The organism is Bordetella genomosp. 2, assembly GCF_002261345.1.
Taxonomy (GTDB): Bacteria; Pseudomonadota; Gammaproteobacteria; order Burkholderiales; family Burkholderiaceae_B; genus Bordetella_A.
Genome location: NZ_NEVT01000008.1, coordinates 459495 through 473482, shown reverse-complemented (window position 1 = coordinate 473482; position 13988 = coordinate 459495). Strand labels below are relative to the sequence as shown.

12 protein-coding genes are annotated in these 13988 nt (G+C 68.9%); 7 read left to right on the top strand and 5 right to left on the bottom strand.

The features are described from left to right. Positions 1–132 precede the first annotated feature (132 nt). Both CAL24_RS21190 and CAL24_RS21185 read left to right on the top strand, forming a co-directional pair. Positions 133–690, top strand: coding sequence for a YqaA family protein (locus CAL24_RS21190; RefSeq protein WP_028354976.1), 558 nt, complete (start codon positions 133–135; stop codon positions 688–690). 83 nt (positions 691–773) lie between these two features. Then, a complete protein-coding gene (locus CAL24_RS21185) occupies positions 774–4733 on the top strand; it encodes a DUF3683 domain-containing protein (RefSeq protein ID WP_094807823.1) in 3960 nt (1319 codons plus the stop codon). 26 nt (positions 4734–4759) lie between these two features. On the opposite strand, the gene CAL24_RS21180 is transcribed toward CAL24_RS21185, so the two are convergent. Next, positions 4760–5620, bottom strand: a complete 861-nt coding sequence (locus CAL24_RS21180) for a GNAT family N-acetyltransferase (RefSeq protein WP_170947139.1) — start codon at positions 5618–5620, stop codon at positions 4760–4762. 201 nt (positions 5621–5821) lie between these two features. Here CAL24_RS21180 and CAL24_RS21175 point away from each other — a divergent pair, with 201 nt between their 5' ends. From CAL24_RS21175 to CAL24_RS21155, 5 genes are read left to right on the top strand one after another with little or no spacing between them, the layout of a single operon-like run. Continuing rightward, positions 5822–6742, top strand: coding sequence for a TauD/TfdA dioxygenase family protein (locus tag CAL24_RS21175; RefSeq protein WP_170947138.1), 921 nt, complete (start codon positions 5822–5824; stop codon positions 6740–6742). After that, positions 6739–7692, top strand: a complete 954-nt coding sequence (locus CAL24_RS21170; protein WP_094807821.1) for a LysR family transcriptional regulator — start codon at positions 6739–6741, stop codon at positions 7690–7692. The genes CAL24_RS21175 and CAL24_RS21170 overlap by 4 nt, the downstream gene beginning before the upstream one ends. Next, positions 7650–8504: a carbon-nitrogen hydrolase family protein gene (locus CAL24_RS21165; RefSeq protein ID WP_349290570.1), complete on the top strand. Its 855-nt coding sequence runs from the start codon at positions 7650–7652 to the stop codon at positions 8502–8504. Before CAL24_RS21170 ends, CAL24_RS21165 begins: the two co-directional genes overlap by 43 nt. Continuing rightward, positions 8505–9170 (top strand): RraA family protein, encoded by a 666-nt coding sequence (locus CAL24_RS21160; RefSeq protein WP_094807819.1) that lies wholly within the window; start codon positions 8505–8507, stop codon positions 9168–9170. A 53-nt stretch (positions 9171–9223) separates the two neighbouring features. Beyond that, positions 9224–10213 (top strand): Bug family tripartite tricarboxylate transporter substrate binding protein, encoded by a 990-nt coding sequence (locus CAL24_RS21155; protein ID WP_094807818.1) that lies wholly within the window; start codon positions 9224–9226, stop codon positions 10211–10213. A gap of 10 nt (positions 10214–10223) precedes the next feature. Here CAL24_RS21155 and CAL24_RS21150 read toward each other — a convergent pair whose 3' ends face one another. The 4 genes from CAL24_RS21150 to CAL24_RS21135 are packed head-to-tail and all read right to left on the bottom strand — an operon-like array spanning position 10224 to position 13939. Next, positions 10224–11012 carry a heme ABC transporter ATP-binding protein gene (locus CAL24_RS21150; RefSeq protein WP_028354973.1) on the bottom strand — a complete coding sequence of 263 codons (789 nt, stop codon included), beginning with the start codon at positions 11010–11012 and terminating at the stop codon, positions 10224–10226. Continuing rightward, positions 11012–12013 carry a FecCD family ABC transporter permease gene (locus tag CAL24_RS21145; RefSeq protein ID WP_038853728.1) on the bottom strand — a complete coding sequence of 334 codons (1002 nt, stop codon included), beginning with the start codon at positions 12011–12013 and terminating at the stop codon, positions 11012–11014. Before CAL24_RS21145 ends, CAL24_RS21150 begins: the two co-directional genes overlap by 1 nt. After that, a complete protein-coding gene (locus CAL24_RS21140; RefSeq protein ID WP_094807817.1) occupies positions 12000–12869 on the bottom strand; it encodes a heme/hemin ABC transporter substrate-binding protein in 870 nt (289 codons plus the stop codon). The genes CAL24_RS21145 and CAL24_RS21140 overlap by 14 nt, the downstream gene beginning before the upstream one ends. A 17-nt stretch (positions 12870–12886) precedes the next feature. Then, positions 12887–13939 carry a hemin-degrading factor gene (locus CAL24_RS21135; RefSeq protein ID WP_094807816.1) on the bottom strand — a complete coding sequence of 351 codons (1053 nt, stop codon included), beginning with the start codon at positions 13937–13939 and terminating at the stop codon, positions 12887–12889. Positions 13940–13988: the final 49 nt, after the last annotated feature.

The following is a 13988-nucleotide window of genomic DNA, read 5'->3' as shown; positions in this document are numbered from 1 at the left end:
GCAAGGCGTCCGACTTCCTTGCCAGTGAGGTGCCTGACACCCTGTGGGTGTCAGGCACCTTCGGGGCCCCCCAGGGTGCCCGACACCTGCTCTGCCACTTGCCCGGCCGCTGGCGCTACACTGCCGCCCATCATGGAACAAAGCCTGCTGAACGCCGTCCACTGGGTGCTGGCGCTGGTGGCCCTGCCCGAGGTGGGGCTGCCGGCCATTTTCGTCGTCAGCCTGGTGTCGGCTACCTTGTTGCCGCTCGGCTCCGAGCCGGCGGTGTTCGGCTTCGTCAAGCTGGCGCCGGAAATGTTCTGGCCGGCGGTATTGGTGGCCACGGTCGGCAACACCGTGGGCGGGGCGATCAGCTACGCCATGGGCCTGGGCGCCCACCGGGCTTTCGAGCGCTGGCGCGAGAAGCACCCCCATCCGGCCCCCGAGGGCGCGCCGCACGGCCACCCCGGCGGCTTCGGCGACCGCATGCGCGGCCGCTGGCACCTGCGGGCGCACGACTGGCTGCATCGCCTGGGCCCGCCGGCGCTGCTGCTGTCGTGGCTGCCCGCCGTGGGCGACCCGCTCTGCGCGGTGGCCGGCTGGCTGCGGCTGGCCTTCTGGCCTTGCGTCCTGTACATGGCCATCGGCAAATTCGCCCGCTACACGGTCATGACGGCCGGGCTGCTGTGGTTCTTCCCGCAGCCGGTCTGAGGCCATGCCCGGAAGGGGGGGCGGACAGGTCCGGTCGCGCAATGTCTTAAAATGATTCTTTAAGGGCCTACTTCCGCTTGTCCATGAACGCCCCCCTCGCCAGCCAAATCCTGTCCGCGGCGATCCCGCCCGCAGCCACCGCGCGCCTGCGCGAAATCCCGTACAACTACACCTCGTTTTCCGACCGGGAAATCGTCGGCCGCCTGCTGGGCGCGGATGCCTGGCAGTGGCTCAGCGACCTGCGCGGCGAGCGCCGCACCGGCCGTTCGGCGCGCATGTTGTACGAAGTGCTGGGCGACATCTGGGTGGTGCGCCGCAACCCCTACCTGCAGGACGACCTGCTCGACAATCCCAAGCGCCGCAAGCTGCTGATCGAGGCCCTGCACCATCGCCTGGGCGAGATCGACAAGCGCCGCGAGCCCGGCGTGCCCACGCAGGAAGGGCATGACCCGCAGCGCGACGCCAAGGTGGTCGAGCTGCTGGCGCGCGCGCGTTCGGCCGTGGCCGCCTTCGAAAGCGAATTCGACCAGACCGCGCATTTGCGCAAGCAGGCCCAGAAGGTGCTGGGCCGCATCACGGCGCGCGACAACATCAAGTTCGACGGGCTGTCGCGCGTGTCGCACGTGACCGACGCCACCGACTGGCGAGTGGAGTACCCCTTCGTGGTGCTGACGCCCGACAACGAGGGCGAGACCGCCGCCCTGGTGCGCGCCTGCATCGAGCTGGGCCTGACCATCGTGCCGCGCGGCGGCGGCACCGGCTACACCGGCGGCGCCATCCCGCTGACCTGGAAGTCGGCCGTCATCAACACCGAGAAATTCGACGCCCTGGGGCCGGTGGAGTCCTGTATCCTGCCCGGCCTGACCGAGCCGGCGGCGGTCATCCATGCCGGCGCCGGCGTGGTCACCAAGCGGGTGGCCGAGGCCGCCGAACAGGCCGGCTTCGTCTTCGCGGTCGATCCCACCTCGGCCGAGGCCTCGTGCGTGGGCGGCAACATCGCCATGAACGCCGGCGGCAAGAAGGCCGTGCTGTGGGGCACCGCGCTGGACAACCTCGCCTGGTGGCGCATGGTCGACCCGGACGGCAACTGGCTGGAAGTCACCCGCCTGGAGCACAACCTCGGCAAGATCCACGACGTCGAGGTGGCGCGCTTCGAGCTCAAGTGGTTCGATGGCGCCGGCAAGCCTGGCGAGCGCCTGCTGAAGACCGAGCAACTGGAGATCGCCGGCCGCGTGTTCCGCAAGGAAGGGCTGGGCAAGGACGTCACCGACAAGTTCCTGGCCGGCCTGCCCGGCGTCCAGAAAGAAGGCTGCGACGGCCTGATCACCTCGGCGCGCTGGGTGCTGCACCGCATGCCGCGCCATACCCGCACGGTCTGCATGGAGTTCTTCGGCCAGGCGCGCGACGCCATTCCGTCGATCGTCGAGGTCAAGGGCTACCTGGACGGCGAGGGCCGCGCGCGCGGCGCCATCCTGGCCGGCTTGGAGCACCTGGACGAGCGCTACCTGCGCGCGGTCGGCTATGCCACCAAGAGCAAGCGCGGCACGCTGCCCAAGATGGTCCTGATCGGCGATATCGTCGGCGATGACGAAGACGCCGTGGCCGCCGCCGCCAGCGAAGTGGTGCGGCTGGCCAACACGCGGCATGGCGAGGGCTTCGTGGCCGTGAGCGCCGAGGCCCGCAAGAAGTTCTGGCTCGACCGCTCGCGCACGGCCGCCATCGCGCGCCACACCAACGCCTTCAAGATCAACGAAGACGTGGTGATCCCGCTGTCGCGCATGGGCGAATACACCGACCACATCGAGCGCATCAACATCGAGCTGTCGACCCGCAACAAGCTCAAGCTGCTGGACGCGCTGGATGCCTTCCTGGCGGCGCCGCTGCCGGTGGGCAAGGCCGAGGACGCCGAAGACGAGGCGACGCGCGCCGAGGCGCTGGCCGAGCGCACCCGCCAGGCCATCGACGTGCTGGCCGGCGTGCGGCGGCGCTGGCAGTGGCTGCTCGACAACCTCGACCTGCCGGTGCAGCAGGCGCTGCCCGACCTGTCCGGGCTGGGCATGACGCCGCTGCAGGGGGCGCTGGCCGACCGCGTGGCGGCGCAGCCGCGGGCCCGCATCTTCGACGTGCTGCAGGATCGCACGGTGCGCGTCTCGTGGAAGACCGAGGTGCTGGCGCCCATGCGCGGCATCTTCTCGGGCGCCACCGGCAAGCACATCCTCGACGAGTTCCAGGCCATCCACGCGCGCGTGCTCAAGAGCCGCGTGTTCGTGGCGCTGCACATGCACGCCGGCGACGGCAACGTGCACACCAACATCCCGGTCAATTCCGACGACTACGAGATGCTGACCGAGGCCCACCAGGCGGTGGCGCGCATCATGCAGATCGCGCGCGACCTGGACGGCGTCATTTCCGGCGAGCACGGCATCGGCCTGACCAAGTACGAGTTCCTGACCGAGGCCGAGCTGGCGCCGTTCCAGGAATACAAGCGCCGCGTCGACCCGCGCGGGCATTTCAACGCCGGCAAGCTGATGCCGGGGGCCGACCTGCGCCATGCCTGGACGCCCAGCTTCAACCTGATGGGCCACGAATCGCTCATCATGCAGCAGAGCGACATCGGCGCCATTTCCGAATCCATCAAGGACTGCCTGCGCTGCGGCAAGTGCAAGCCGGTGTGCGCCACCCATGTGCCGCGCGCCAACCTGCTGTATTCGCCGCGCAACAAGATCCTGGCCACCTCGCTGCTGGTCGAGGCCTTCCTGTACGAAGAGCAGACCCGGCGCGGCGTCAGCCTGAAGCACTGGGAAGAGTTCGAGGACGTGGCCGACCACTGCACGGTCTGCCACAAGTGCTACAACCCGTGCCCGGTGGACATCGATTTCGGCGACGTTTCGATGAACATGCGGGCGCTGCTGCGCCGCATGGGCCGCAAGTCGTTCAATCCCGGCACCACCGCGGCCATGTTCTTCCTGAACGCCAAGGACCCGGCCACCATCAACGCCACCCGCAAGGCCATGGTGGGCGTGGGCTACAAGGCGCAGCGCCTGGCCAACGACCTGCTGTCCAGCTTCGCGCGCAAGCAGACGGCGCACCCGCCGGCCACGGTGGGCAAGCCGCCGCTGCGCGAGCAGGTGGTGCACTTCGTCAACAAGAAGATGCCGGGCGGCCTGCCCAAGCAGAGCGCGCGCAAGCTGCTGGATATCGAAGACCGCAACTACGTGCCGATCATCCGCGATCCCAAGGCCACCACGGCCGACACGGAAGCGGTGTTCTATTTCCCCGGGTGCGGCTCGGAGCGCCTGTTCTCGCAAGTGGGGCTGGCGACCCAGGCCATGCTGTGGCATGCCGGCGTGCAGACGGTGCTGCCGCCGGGCTACCTGTGTTGCGGCTATCCACAGCGCGGCAACGGCATGAACGACAAGGCCGAGCAGATCATCACCGACAACCGCGTGCTGTTCCACCGGGTGGCCAATACGCTCAACTACCTGGATATCAAGACCGTGGTGGTCAGCTGCGGCACCTGCTACGACCAGCTGGCCGGCTACGAGTTCGACAAGATCTTCCCCGGTTGCCGCCTGATCGACATTCACGAGTACCTGCTCGAAAAAGGCATCAAGCTGGAAGGGGCCAAGGGCGTGCGCTACATGTACCACGACCCCTGCCACACCCCCATGAAGCTGCAGGACCCGATGAAGACCGTGCGCTCGCTGGTGGGCGACGGCGCCGTCAAGACCGACCGCTGCTGCGGCGAGTCGGGCACCCTGGCGGTCAGCCGGCCGGATGTCTCCACCCAGGTGCGCTTCCGCAAGCAAGAGGAACTGCAGAAGGGCCAGGCCGCGCTGCGCCAGGACGGCTACGCCGGCGAAGTCAAGGTGCTGACGTCCTGCCCGTCGTGCCTGCAAGGCCTGTCGCGCTACCAGGGCGATACCGCCATGGACGCCGACTACATCGTGGTCGAGATGGCGCGCCACATCCTCGGCGCGCAGTGGATGGAAGACTACGTGCGGCGCGCCAACGCGGGCGGCATCGAGCGGGTGCTGGTCTAAGGACCATGCCGCGGTCCGCCGGGCCGCTAGCCCAGCGCCTGCGACACCAGCGCATAGGCGCGCCGGCGGGAGTCGCGCGCCGGCATCGGGCCGCGCGACATGATGGCGCCGAAGTCGACGCGCGGCAGGCCGTGGCGCGCCAGCCATGGCCCCAGTCCCGAATCAGCCCCGGTGTCCACCCGCAAGAACTCGCCCGGGCGCCCCGCCAGCCAGTGCCGGACCATGGCCTGCGCGCCGTCCAGGTCCGGCGCGACCAGCGGGCCGACGACCCAGCCGCGCCCGGCGCGGCGCAATAGCGAGAAGCCGGCCGGCTGGCCGGCGCGCATCAAGGCCACGCCCTGCGCCGTGTCCCAGAGTGCGCCGAGCAGCGCCTCGCGCCGCATGCCGGTGGCCGCCGTGTCCCATGCCATGGCCCAGGCGCGGTCGCCCGGAGCCAGCGGGCGCAGCGCGACCCCGGCGGGCAACGGGCCGGCCGCCGGCAGCTGCGCGGGCACCACCCCCTGGTGCTGGGCCACCTGGCCGACGACGCCGAAACCCTGCCGGGCATAGACTCCCGCGCCGGCGGGCGTGGCGTGCAGCAGCGCCGCTGGCGCCGCCGCATGCCGCAGGGCGCGCGCCACCAGCGTGCCGCCGATGCCCTGGCCCTGGTGGGCAGGCGCGACGATGATATGACCGAGCGTCATGCAAGTGCCGTAATCCCAGTGCAGCGCCACTCCCGCCAGGTCGGCGCCGTGCCACGCTGCTTCGCCGGCGCCGAGGCGCCAGCCGAAGCGCCAGTCTTCCAGGCGGTGCGGCCATTGCAGCGCGGCCGACAGGGCATGGGCCTGGGGCAGGTCGGCTTCCTGCAGGGGGCGGTATTGGATGGCGGAGGTCGGGGAGGGCGGCACTTCGTAGTCCTCATATAGCGTCAACGTTGCCGCGACATGGTAACGCCGGCCGGGCGGCCGCTGGGCGCAGAACCGAATCCAGGGCTGCCGCCGCGTGGCCGAGGGGGGCATAAAAAACTTGTAAGCCGGTCAATAAAAACCCGTTCGACAGGCGGCAACCGGGCTCGCATACTGGTGCCATCCCATCACGAGGCCATAGCGATGCCTGTAGACATCATTCCTTTCGAACGAGGTTTCGGCGCTCAGGTCGCCGGGGTGCCGGCCAGCCTGGAGGTCGGCGAGGCAGATTTCCAGAAGATCAGGCAGGCCTGGATCGATCATTCCATACTGTTGTTCCGCGACCTGGATTTGTCGCCCGAGCAGCACATTGCTTTCACCCGGCGGTTTGGCGAGCTGCACATCATGAAGCCGCTCAAATTCAATTTGCCGGACTATCCCGAGGTGTTCGTCGTGTCGAACGCCAGCAAGGAGGACCCCTCCAAGCCCGTATCCAGGGAGGGCGGGGCGGGCGAGGCCGGCCTGAAGCGGGCGGGAGAGGGGTTTCACACCGACGGCGAGGACAAGCGTATTCCCAATGCCGGCTCTCTGCTGTATGCGCGGCGCGTGCCGCCCGAAAGGGGCGATACCTTGTTCGTGGACATGTATTCGGTCTATGAAGCGCTGCCGCAACCGGTCCGCCACGCCATCGCCGGCCGACGCGCGCGGTATAGCCGCATCGACTTGCACGCGACCCATTACCCCCTGATGGACCCGCTGACCGAAGAGGAGAAGCGGGATCGTCCCGATGTCTTCCACCCCCTGGCGCGCCGGCATCCGGACAGCGGCCGGACCTCTCTCTACATTGGCCGCTGGGCTTGCGATGTAGAAGGCGTGGACCCGCAAGAAGGGCGCGCGCTGATTCGTTATCTGCAGGAGTTCGCCCAGCAGCCCCGCTTCATCTTCACGCAGAAGTGGCGGCCGGGCGACGCCGTCCTGTGGGACAACCGCTGCACGCAGCATTGCGCAACCGGCTTCGACGATGCCGCCTATGTGAGGACAATGTATCGGACGACGCTGGAGGGCGATGTCCCCATCATGGCTACTGTGCGCGCCGGGATCGAGACACGGGACTGGTCGGCATGAATATCCGGTTCCTTGAGACAGTCCTGTGGCTGGCGCGCCTGCGCAGCATCAAGGCCACGGCGGAAAAGCTGTGCATTACCCACACGGCCATTTCCAACCGGATCGCGTCCATCGAGCAGGACCTGGGAGTGTGCCTGTTCACACGTTCGGAACAGGGGGTCGAACCCACGCCGGACGGCCTCCGGTTCATCGACCAGGCCCAGCAGATCATCGATGCGTACCACAAACTGAGGCGCAGCATGCTCGATCCGGCCCGCTTGAAGGGCCACGTGCGGCTGGGTACGGTCAGCACCATGATCCCGACCGTTTTCCCAACGCTGGTGCGCACGATCCGGGAGGAATATCCCCAGGTGTCGCTGAGCGTCACGACCGAGTTGTCCGAGCGGTTGATCAAGGAGCTCGAGGCCGGCCGGCTCGACGTCGCCATCATCTCGAGCGCCCCGCCGGACAGGCTGGACATAGAAGTGACGCCGCTGTGCTCGTTCGCCATGCACTTCGTCGCCAGTCCGGCATTCAACATCGACCGCGGCGCGCCGCTGTCTCCACGCGAACTGGCCGGCTATCCCATCATCGGCTACCCCCCTGGCACTCCTTCCCAGGCGCGGATCGAAGAATATTTCGCGGGCGAGGTGCAGCAGACCGTGATCATCCATGCGTCCGCCGCTCTGCCCACCAATGTGCAAATGGCGACCTCCGGGATCGGCATCACCGCGGTCCCCCTGGCCGCGGTGAGCAAGGAGATCGAACAGGGCTTGCTGGTCGCGCTGCCCACGACCAAGCCATTTGCCCAGGTGCATTACGTAGCGGCGTTCATCCGCGAAGGCCGCAGCGAGCTGCCGCGCGCCGTGGCGACGCTGGCCCGGCAGGCGGCCTCCAGGTATTGCGAGGCCTGCGATTCCGCCCTGGCGTGGGAGACCGCGATGCCCGAACTTCCTCGGGAGAAATCGTGAAAATCAGTCTGATTCAAATGAATTCCGTGCCGGACAAGCGCAAGAATGTCGACGACGCGGACTGTCTCGCGCGGGCCGCCATCGCGGCGGAGCAGCCGCAATTCATATCTTTTCCGGAGCATTTCGACTGGGCGGGAGGCAGCGCGGCCGACAAGGTGGCGGCTGGCGAAGGCGAGCGGGACGGCCCGGCCTGGTCCATGTGTCGCCAGCTCGCGGCGGACCACCAGATCCACGTGCATACGGGCAGCTTCTACGAGCGCACCCCGGATGGCAAGAAAGTATTCAACACCTCGGTGGTATTCGATCCGGCCGGCCGGGAAATCGCCCGCTATCGCAAGATCCACCTGTTCGATATTGTCACGCCCGACGGCCTGCGCTATGGCGAATCGGACGCGGTGCGGGCCGGGTCCGAGGTGGTCGTCGCGGATGTGGATGGCATCAAATTCGGCCTAGCGATTTGCTATGACATTCGCTTTCCGGAGCTCTTCCAGCAGCTCGTGAAGCAGGGCGCGCAGGTGCTCATGCTGCCCGCGTCGTTCACCCTGCAGACAGGAAAGGACCACTGGGACGTCTTGTGCCGCGCCCGGGCTATCGAAACGCAATGTTATCTGCTCGCGCCGGCGCAGCACGGCGCCTTCCAGCAGGGAACCGAGACGCGCCATACCTACGGGCATTCGCTGGTCTGCGACCCGTGGGGCCATATCGTCGCCAAGGCCTCCGATGGCGTGGGCGCCGTGTCCACCAGGCTGGACCCCGCCTACGTCTCCCAGGTTCGCGCGCAGATTCCGTTGGCTTCCCACAAGGTGCTGTAGATGCAGAAATATGAAATCGGCCCGCCGCCGCCGCCCCTGGCCGCGGAGGTGTACACGCTGCTGGCCGACATTGAGACCGCGACGATCGGCCATTTCCGCCACTGGGGTTTCATGGACCCTCGGATAAAGCCATTGGGCCATGGCAAGAAAATCGTCGGGCGGGCGATCACCCTGGCGTTGCCCGCGCAGGACTCGACCATGCTGCATCATGCGCTGAGCTCCTTGCAGCCAGGCGATATCGTCGTGATAGATCGCCTGGGCGACCTCAAGCACGCATGCTGGGGCGGAGGCGTGACCCAGGGCGCGGTGGCGGCGCAGGCCGCGGGAGCAATCGTCGACGGCATGTGTACCGATCCTTCGGAAATCGCCCATTACGGCCTGCCGGTCTGGTGCCGCGGCATTTCTCCCATTACCACGCGCATCTATGACCTGGCCGGAAGAATGAATGTGCCGGTGTCGTGCGGCGGGGTGGTGGTGGCGCCCGGCGACGTCATCCTGGCGGACGAGAACGGGGTGCTCGTGCTGCCGCCGGACGAGGTCCGGGAAGTCGCCGCAATGGCGGCGGCCAAGCAGGCCCGGCAGGCCAGCAACACGCAGCGCATTGCCAAGGGTGAACGGCTGGGGGACCTGTCCGGCGCCAGCGGCCACGTGGCGCGTGCCGGCTGACGCGTCTACGCCCGGTCGACACGCAATCCATAAAGAACTTCAAGGGGAAAACTATGAACGCCTTTTTCTTGCAGGCAAGCCTGCATCGGTTGATGTCCTGCGTCATGCTGTCATGGTGCCTGGCCGGGAGTGCCATGGCCGCCTGGCCGGAGCGTCCTGTCCGGATCATCGTCCCGTTCCCGCCGGGCAACTCATCGGATGTTTCCATGCGGCTGATCGCGGAGAAGCTCAGTGCGGCGTTGCACCAGTCGGTCATCGTCGAGAACCGCACCGGCGCGGGCGGTGTGATCGGCACGGATTACGCGGCCGGCCAGCCGGCGGATGGCTACACCCTGGCGATGGGGTCGACCGGACCCATGACCATTGCCCAATGGCTGCGGCCAGGCACCCTGGGCTACGACGCCGCGCGCGACTTCGTACCCGTCGGGGCGGTGGCCTGGGCGCCGCAGGTGCTGGTTGTACGCAAGGATTATCCGGCGTCCACCTACCAGGAGCTGCTTGCCTACGCAAAACGGCCCGGCGTCCGCCTGACGTACGGCTCGTCCGGCAACGGGACGACGCCGCATCTGGTCATTTCCTCCATGCTGGAGCAGTCCGGCCTGCAGGCCACACATGTTCCCTACCGCGGCGGGGTGCAGACCGCAGCCGACTTGGTCGGCGGGCAGATTGATTTCATTTCCGACAACGTGCCCGTCGTCAATTCGCTGCTGCAAGCAGGCAAGGTCAAGGCGCTGGGGGTGACTTCCGCTTCCCGGATTCCGTCATTGCCGGATATCCCCACGCTGCAGGAGCAGGGGCTGAAGGGCTTTGACCTGCAGGGATGGATCCTGCTCCTGGCCCCGGCGGGAACGCCCGAGGCGGTCGTCGCCAGGCTGCGCGCGGAAATGGCGAAGCTGATGGCAATGCCCGAAGTCAGGGACAAACTCAATACGATGGGCCTGGTTCCGATGGAGATGTCCACGCAGCAGCTGGCCGGTTTCCTGCAGTCCGAGACCGCAAAGTGGAAGGACATCGTCCGCATTTCCGGCGCGGCGCAAAACTAATGACCATGGCCTAGTGCGGCAGCACCAGCAGCCGGCCCGGCAAGGTGGGATGCGGCAGCACGTCGGCTTCGATGTCGTACACCGCGCGCAAGTGGGCCGGCGTCAGCACCGCTTGCGGCGTGCCTTCGGCCACGACGGCGCCCGCCCCCAGCAGCACCAGGCGGTCGCACCAGCGCGCCGCCAGGTTGACGTCGTGCACGATGACCAGCACGCCGACGCCCTGCGTGTGGGCCAGTTGCGCGGTGGTGCGCAGCAGCGCCATCTGGTGCTTGGGGTCCAGGCTGGAAATCGGCTCGTCCAGCAGCAGGTAGCGGGGCGTGTCGGGTTCGCGCAGCGCCTGGCACTGGGCCAGTACGCGCGCGAACTGCACGCGTTGCTGCTCGCCGCCGGACAGCTCAGGATAGCGGCGCGCTGCCAGGTGCGGCACGCCGGCCAGCGTCAAGGCGGCCTCCACCAGCTCGTCGACCTCCACAGGATCCAGCTCGGGAAAGGGGTAGGCGCCCATGGCGACTACCTCGTGCACGCCCAGGTCGAAGCTCAGCGAGGGCTTTTGCGGCAGCACGGCACGGTGGCGTGCCTGGCGGCGCAACGGCAGGCCCGCCAGCGGCGTGCCATTCAACCAGATGTCGCCGCTGTCCGCGCGCAGCTCGCCGGCCAGCGCCGCCAGCAGGGTGGATTTGCCCGCGCCGTTGGCGCCCAGCAGCCCCAGCACGCGTCCCGGCTCGATCTCGAGCGACACGTTCGACAGGACGCGGCTGCCGCCGCGCGACAGGGTCAGGTCATGGGCTCGCACGCTCATCAGAATCTGCGCCCCCGCGCCAATAGCCACAAGAAGAACGGCCCGCCCACCAGGCTGGTGACCAGCCCGATCGGCAGCTCGGCCGGTATCACCACGATGCGGGCCAGCCAGTCGGCCAGCGTCAGCGCCAGCGCGCCCGCCAGCATCGACGCCGGCAGCAGCCAGCGATGGTCGGCGCCGAGGGTCATGCGCACCAGGTGCGGCACCACCAGCCCGACGAAGCCGATGCCGCCCGTGGCCGCCACCAGCGGGCCGACGATCAGGGCCGTGGCCAGCACCAGCTTGTAGCGCACCGTGACCAGCGCGAAGCCGAGGTGCTGCGCTTCGCGCTCGCCCAGCAGCAGCGCGTTCATCGCGCGCCATTGGCGCATCAGCCAGGCCGACCACAGTAGGGTCCAGGGGGCCAGGAAGGCCAGCAGCGGCCAGCTCGCGCCCGCCAGGCTGCCCATGCTCCAGAAGGTCAGGTCGCGCAGCTGCGCGTCGGTGGCCATGTAGGTCAGCAGGCCGATCAGGCTGCCCGCCACGGTATTGATGGCGATGCCCGCCAGCAGCAGGCCGGCCACGCCGGGCACGCGGCGGCCCACCGAATACGCGGCGGCGGTGGCCAGCAGGCTGCCGGCGAAGGCGGCCGGCGCGGTCACGGCGAAACCGCCGGCGGTCATCACGATGGCGCTCACCGCGCCCAGCGCGCCGCCGGCCGAGATGCCGACCAAGCCGGGCTCGGCGAGCGGATTGCGGAACAGCGCCTGCATGGCCGCGCCGGCGATGGCCAGCGCCGCGCCGGCCAGCATGGCGAATGCCACGCGCGGTAGGCGGATGTCGAGCAGGACATTGCGCCACAGGGCATCGTCCGGCCGCGTGCCGGCGCCCGCCAGTACGCGCAGCGCATCGCCCACGGGAATCTGCACGGCGCCGCTCAGCGCCGCCAGCAGCGCCACCAGCAGGGCCGCCACGCCCAGCCCGGCCAGCACGACCGGCCCGGATTGCCTAGCGGGCCGCATGGTGCCGGCGGCCCTGGCGAGCGACACAGTCGGTCTCCTTCAGTGTGCGGATGGCTTGCGGCAGCCGCGGCCCGGTGCCCAGCGCCAGCAGGTCGTCCATGACGACGATGCAGTCGTCGGCCGCCGCGGGCGTGTTGGCCACGCCCGGCATGGCGCGCAGTTTTTCCATGCCGCCCGCCGCTTCGAGCGACATGCGCGGCACCACGATCACTTGCGGCGCCAGGGCGCTCAGGGCTTCGGCCGACAAGGGTTTGTAGCCCTGCTGCCCCGCCAGCACGTTGACCAGCCCGGACAATTCCAGCACCAGCGATGCGGCCGTGTCGCTGCCGGCGCCCAGCGGCGTGCCGGTGCGGTTCATGATCAGCACCGCGCGCGCCTGCGAGGCCGGCAGGGCGCGCGCCTCGGCCAGGGCGCTGGCCACCGACGCAGCCAGTTTTTCGCCGCGTTCCGGCACGTCTAGCGCGCGCGCGACCTGGCGGATGCGCTCGTCGAGCGATTGCACCGAAGGCTGGTCGGACACCATCTCTACCCGCACACCCACTTCGCGCAGGCGCGCGAGCGCGGCGGGCGGGCCGGCCTGGTCCGAAGCCAGCACCAGGTCGGGACGCAGGGCCAGCACGCCCTCGACCGGCACCGCCCGGTAATAACCCACGCGCGGCAGCCGGGTGGCCGCTTCCGGGTACAGGCTCGACAGGTCGGCGCCGGCCAGGCGGTGCCCCTGGTCGAGCGCGTAGACGATCTCGGTGACCGTGCCGCCCAGCGCCACCACGCGCGCGGCGGGCTCCGCCTGCGCCGGCCAGGCCGCGCACGCGGCCGCCAGCAGGGCCAGCAGTCCTTGCAGGAATCGTGCCGCCATGGTGCTCCTTTGCCTCGTCATGCGGCCAGCGGCTGCGCGCACAGGCTGGCCAGCAGGCGGCGCCAGTCGGCCAGCTCGGGCTTGCCGGGCTTGCGCTCGCCGAAGAATTGCGCGATCAGGTCGCCGCTGGCGGCGTACAGTTCCAGCGAGGTGACCCAGCCATCGCTGGTCGGCTTGCTGACTACCCACGCCGACACGATGGCCTGGGTATTCAGGTGCAGGTTGAATTTCGGATCCAGCACATTGAACCATGGCCCGGTGCGGCGCAGGTTCATGACCGGCCCGGTGTGGATCTGGATCATGCCGCGGTTGCCCACGAAGCACATGATGGACAGTTCCGAGTCCGCGGCCGCCTGCAGCATGCGCTCGGCCGCATCGGCCTCGACGCGCTGCGCCAGGTCGATGCCGGCGGCTTCCAGCGCCGCCAGCCGCGACACCTTGAACTTGCGCAGCATGGGAAAGAACTCGTGCGTGTCCTGCATCGCCAGCCAGGCGTCGCGCAGGGCTTGCGGGTCGGCCACCGTGCCGGCTTCGTCGCCGGGCGGGTAGGGGCGCGTCTCGGGCCAGGCGGGCGCGCCCGCGTAGCGCGCCACCAGCGCGTCGTAAGCGGCCGCGTCGGTCGCATCGGTGCGGTACACCTTGTGCACCGCCACGCCGGCGCGGTCGAAGAACTGCAGGCTGTGGCGGCCGTCCTGCTCGACCGCCCAGGCCGTGTCCCAGCCGCTGAAGAACACGCGCAGATCGATGTCGGGACCCAGCACCAGGCCCACCGGGCCTTCTGCCTGGATCGACTCATAACGGCCGTGGCGCTCGTGCACACACCAGTCGTTGCGCGTCAGCGCCATGACTTCGCCGAGCGTGCCCAGTTCGCGGAAGACGTGCTGCGGCGATGGCGCGCCCGTCAGCGCCGTGGCGCGCAGCCCGCCGCATTGCGCGGCCACCCATTGCGCCTCGGATACGCCCAGCGCCTGGGCCAGGTTGCGGGCCCGCTGGCCGGGCTGGGCGGCGGCCAGGGCATCGTTGCGCGCCCGCAGTTGCGCGGCCAGTTCGTCGTAGCTTGCATTGCTCATGAGGTTGCTCTCCTGTGTCCGGGCGCGGCGGACGGTGCTGACACCGGGC

Coding starts and splice junctions, on each gene's coding strand:
- CAL24_RS21140 (WP_094807817.1), bottom strand. CDS start 12,869: ATGGCGGCACGATTCCTGCAAGGACTGCTGGCCCTGCTGGCGGCCGCG.
- CAL24_RS21190 (WP_028354976.1), top strand. CDS start 133: ATGGAACAAAGCCTGCTGAACGCCGTCCACTGGGTGCTGGCGCTGGTG.
- CAL24_RS21160 (WP_094807819.1), top strand. CDS start 8,505: ATGCAGAAATATGAAATCGGCCCGCCGCCGCCGCCCCTGGCCGCGGAG.
- CAL24_RS21145 (WP_038853728.1), bottom strand. CDS start 12,013: ATGCGGCCCGCTAGGCAATCCGGGCCGGTCGTGCTGGCCGGGCTGGGC.
- CAL24_RS21150 (WP_028354973.1), bottom strand. CDS start 11,012: ATGAGCGTGCGAGCCCATGACCTGACCCTGTCGCGCGGCGGCAGCCGC.
- CAL24_RS21175 (WP_170947138.1), top strand. CDS start 5,822: ATGCCTGTAGACATCATTCCTTTCGAACGAGGTTTCGGCGCTCAGGTC.
- CAL24_RS21185 (WP_094807823.1), top strand. CDS start 774: ATGAACGCCCCCCTCGCCAGCCAAATCCTGTCCGCGGCGATCCCGCCC.
- CAL24_RS21155 (WP_094807818.1), top strand. CDS start 9,224: ATGAACGCCTTTTTCTTGCAGGCAAGCCTGCATCGGTTGATGTCCTGC.
- CAL24_RS21170 (WP_094807821.1), top strand. CDS start 6,739: ATGAATATCCGGTTCCTTGAGACAGTCCTGTGGCTGGCGCGCCTGCGC.
- CAL24_RS21135 (WP_094807816.1), bottom strand. CDS start 13,939: ATGAGCAATGCAAGCTACGACGAACTGGCCGCGCAACTGCGGGCGCGC.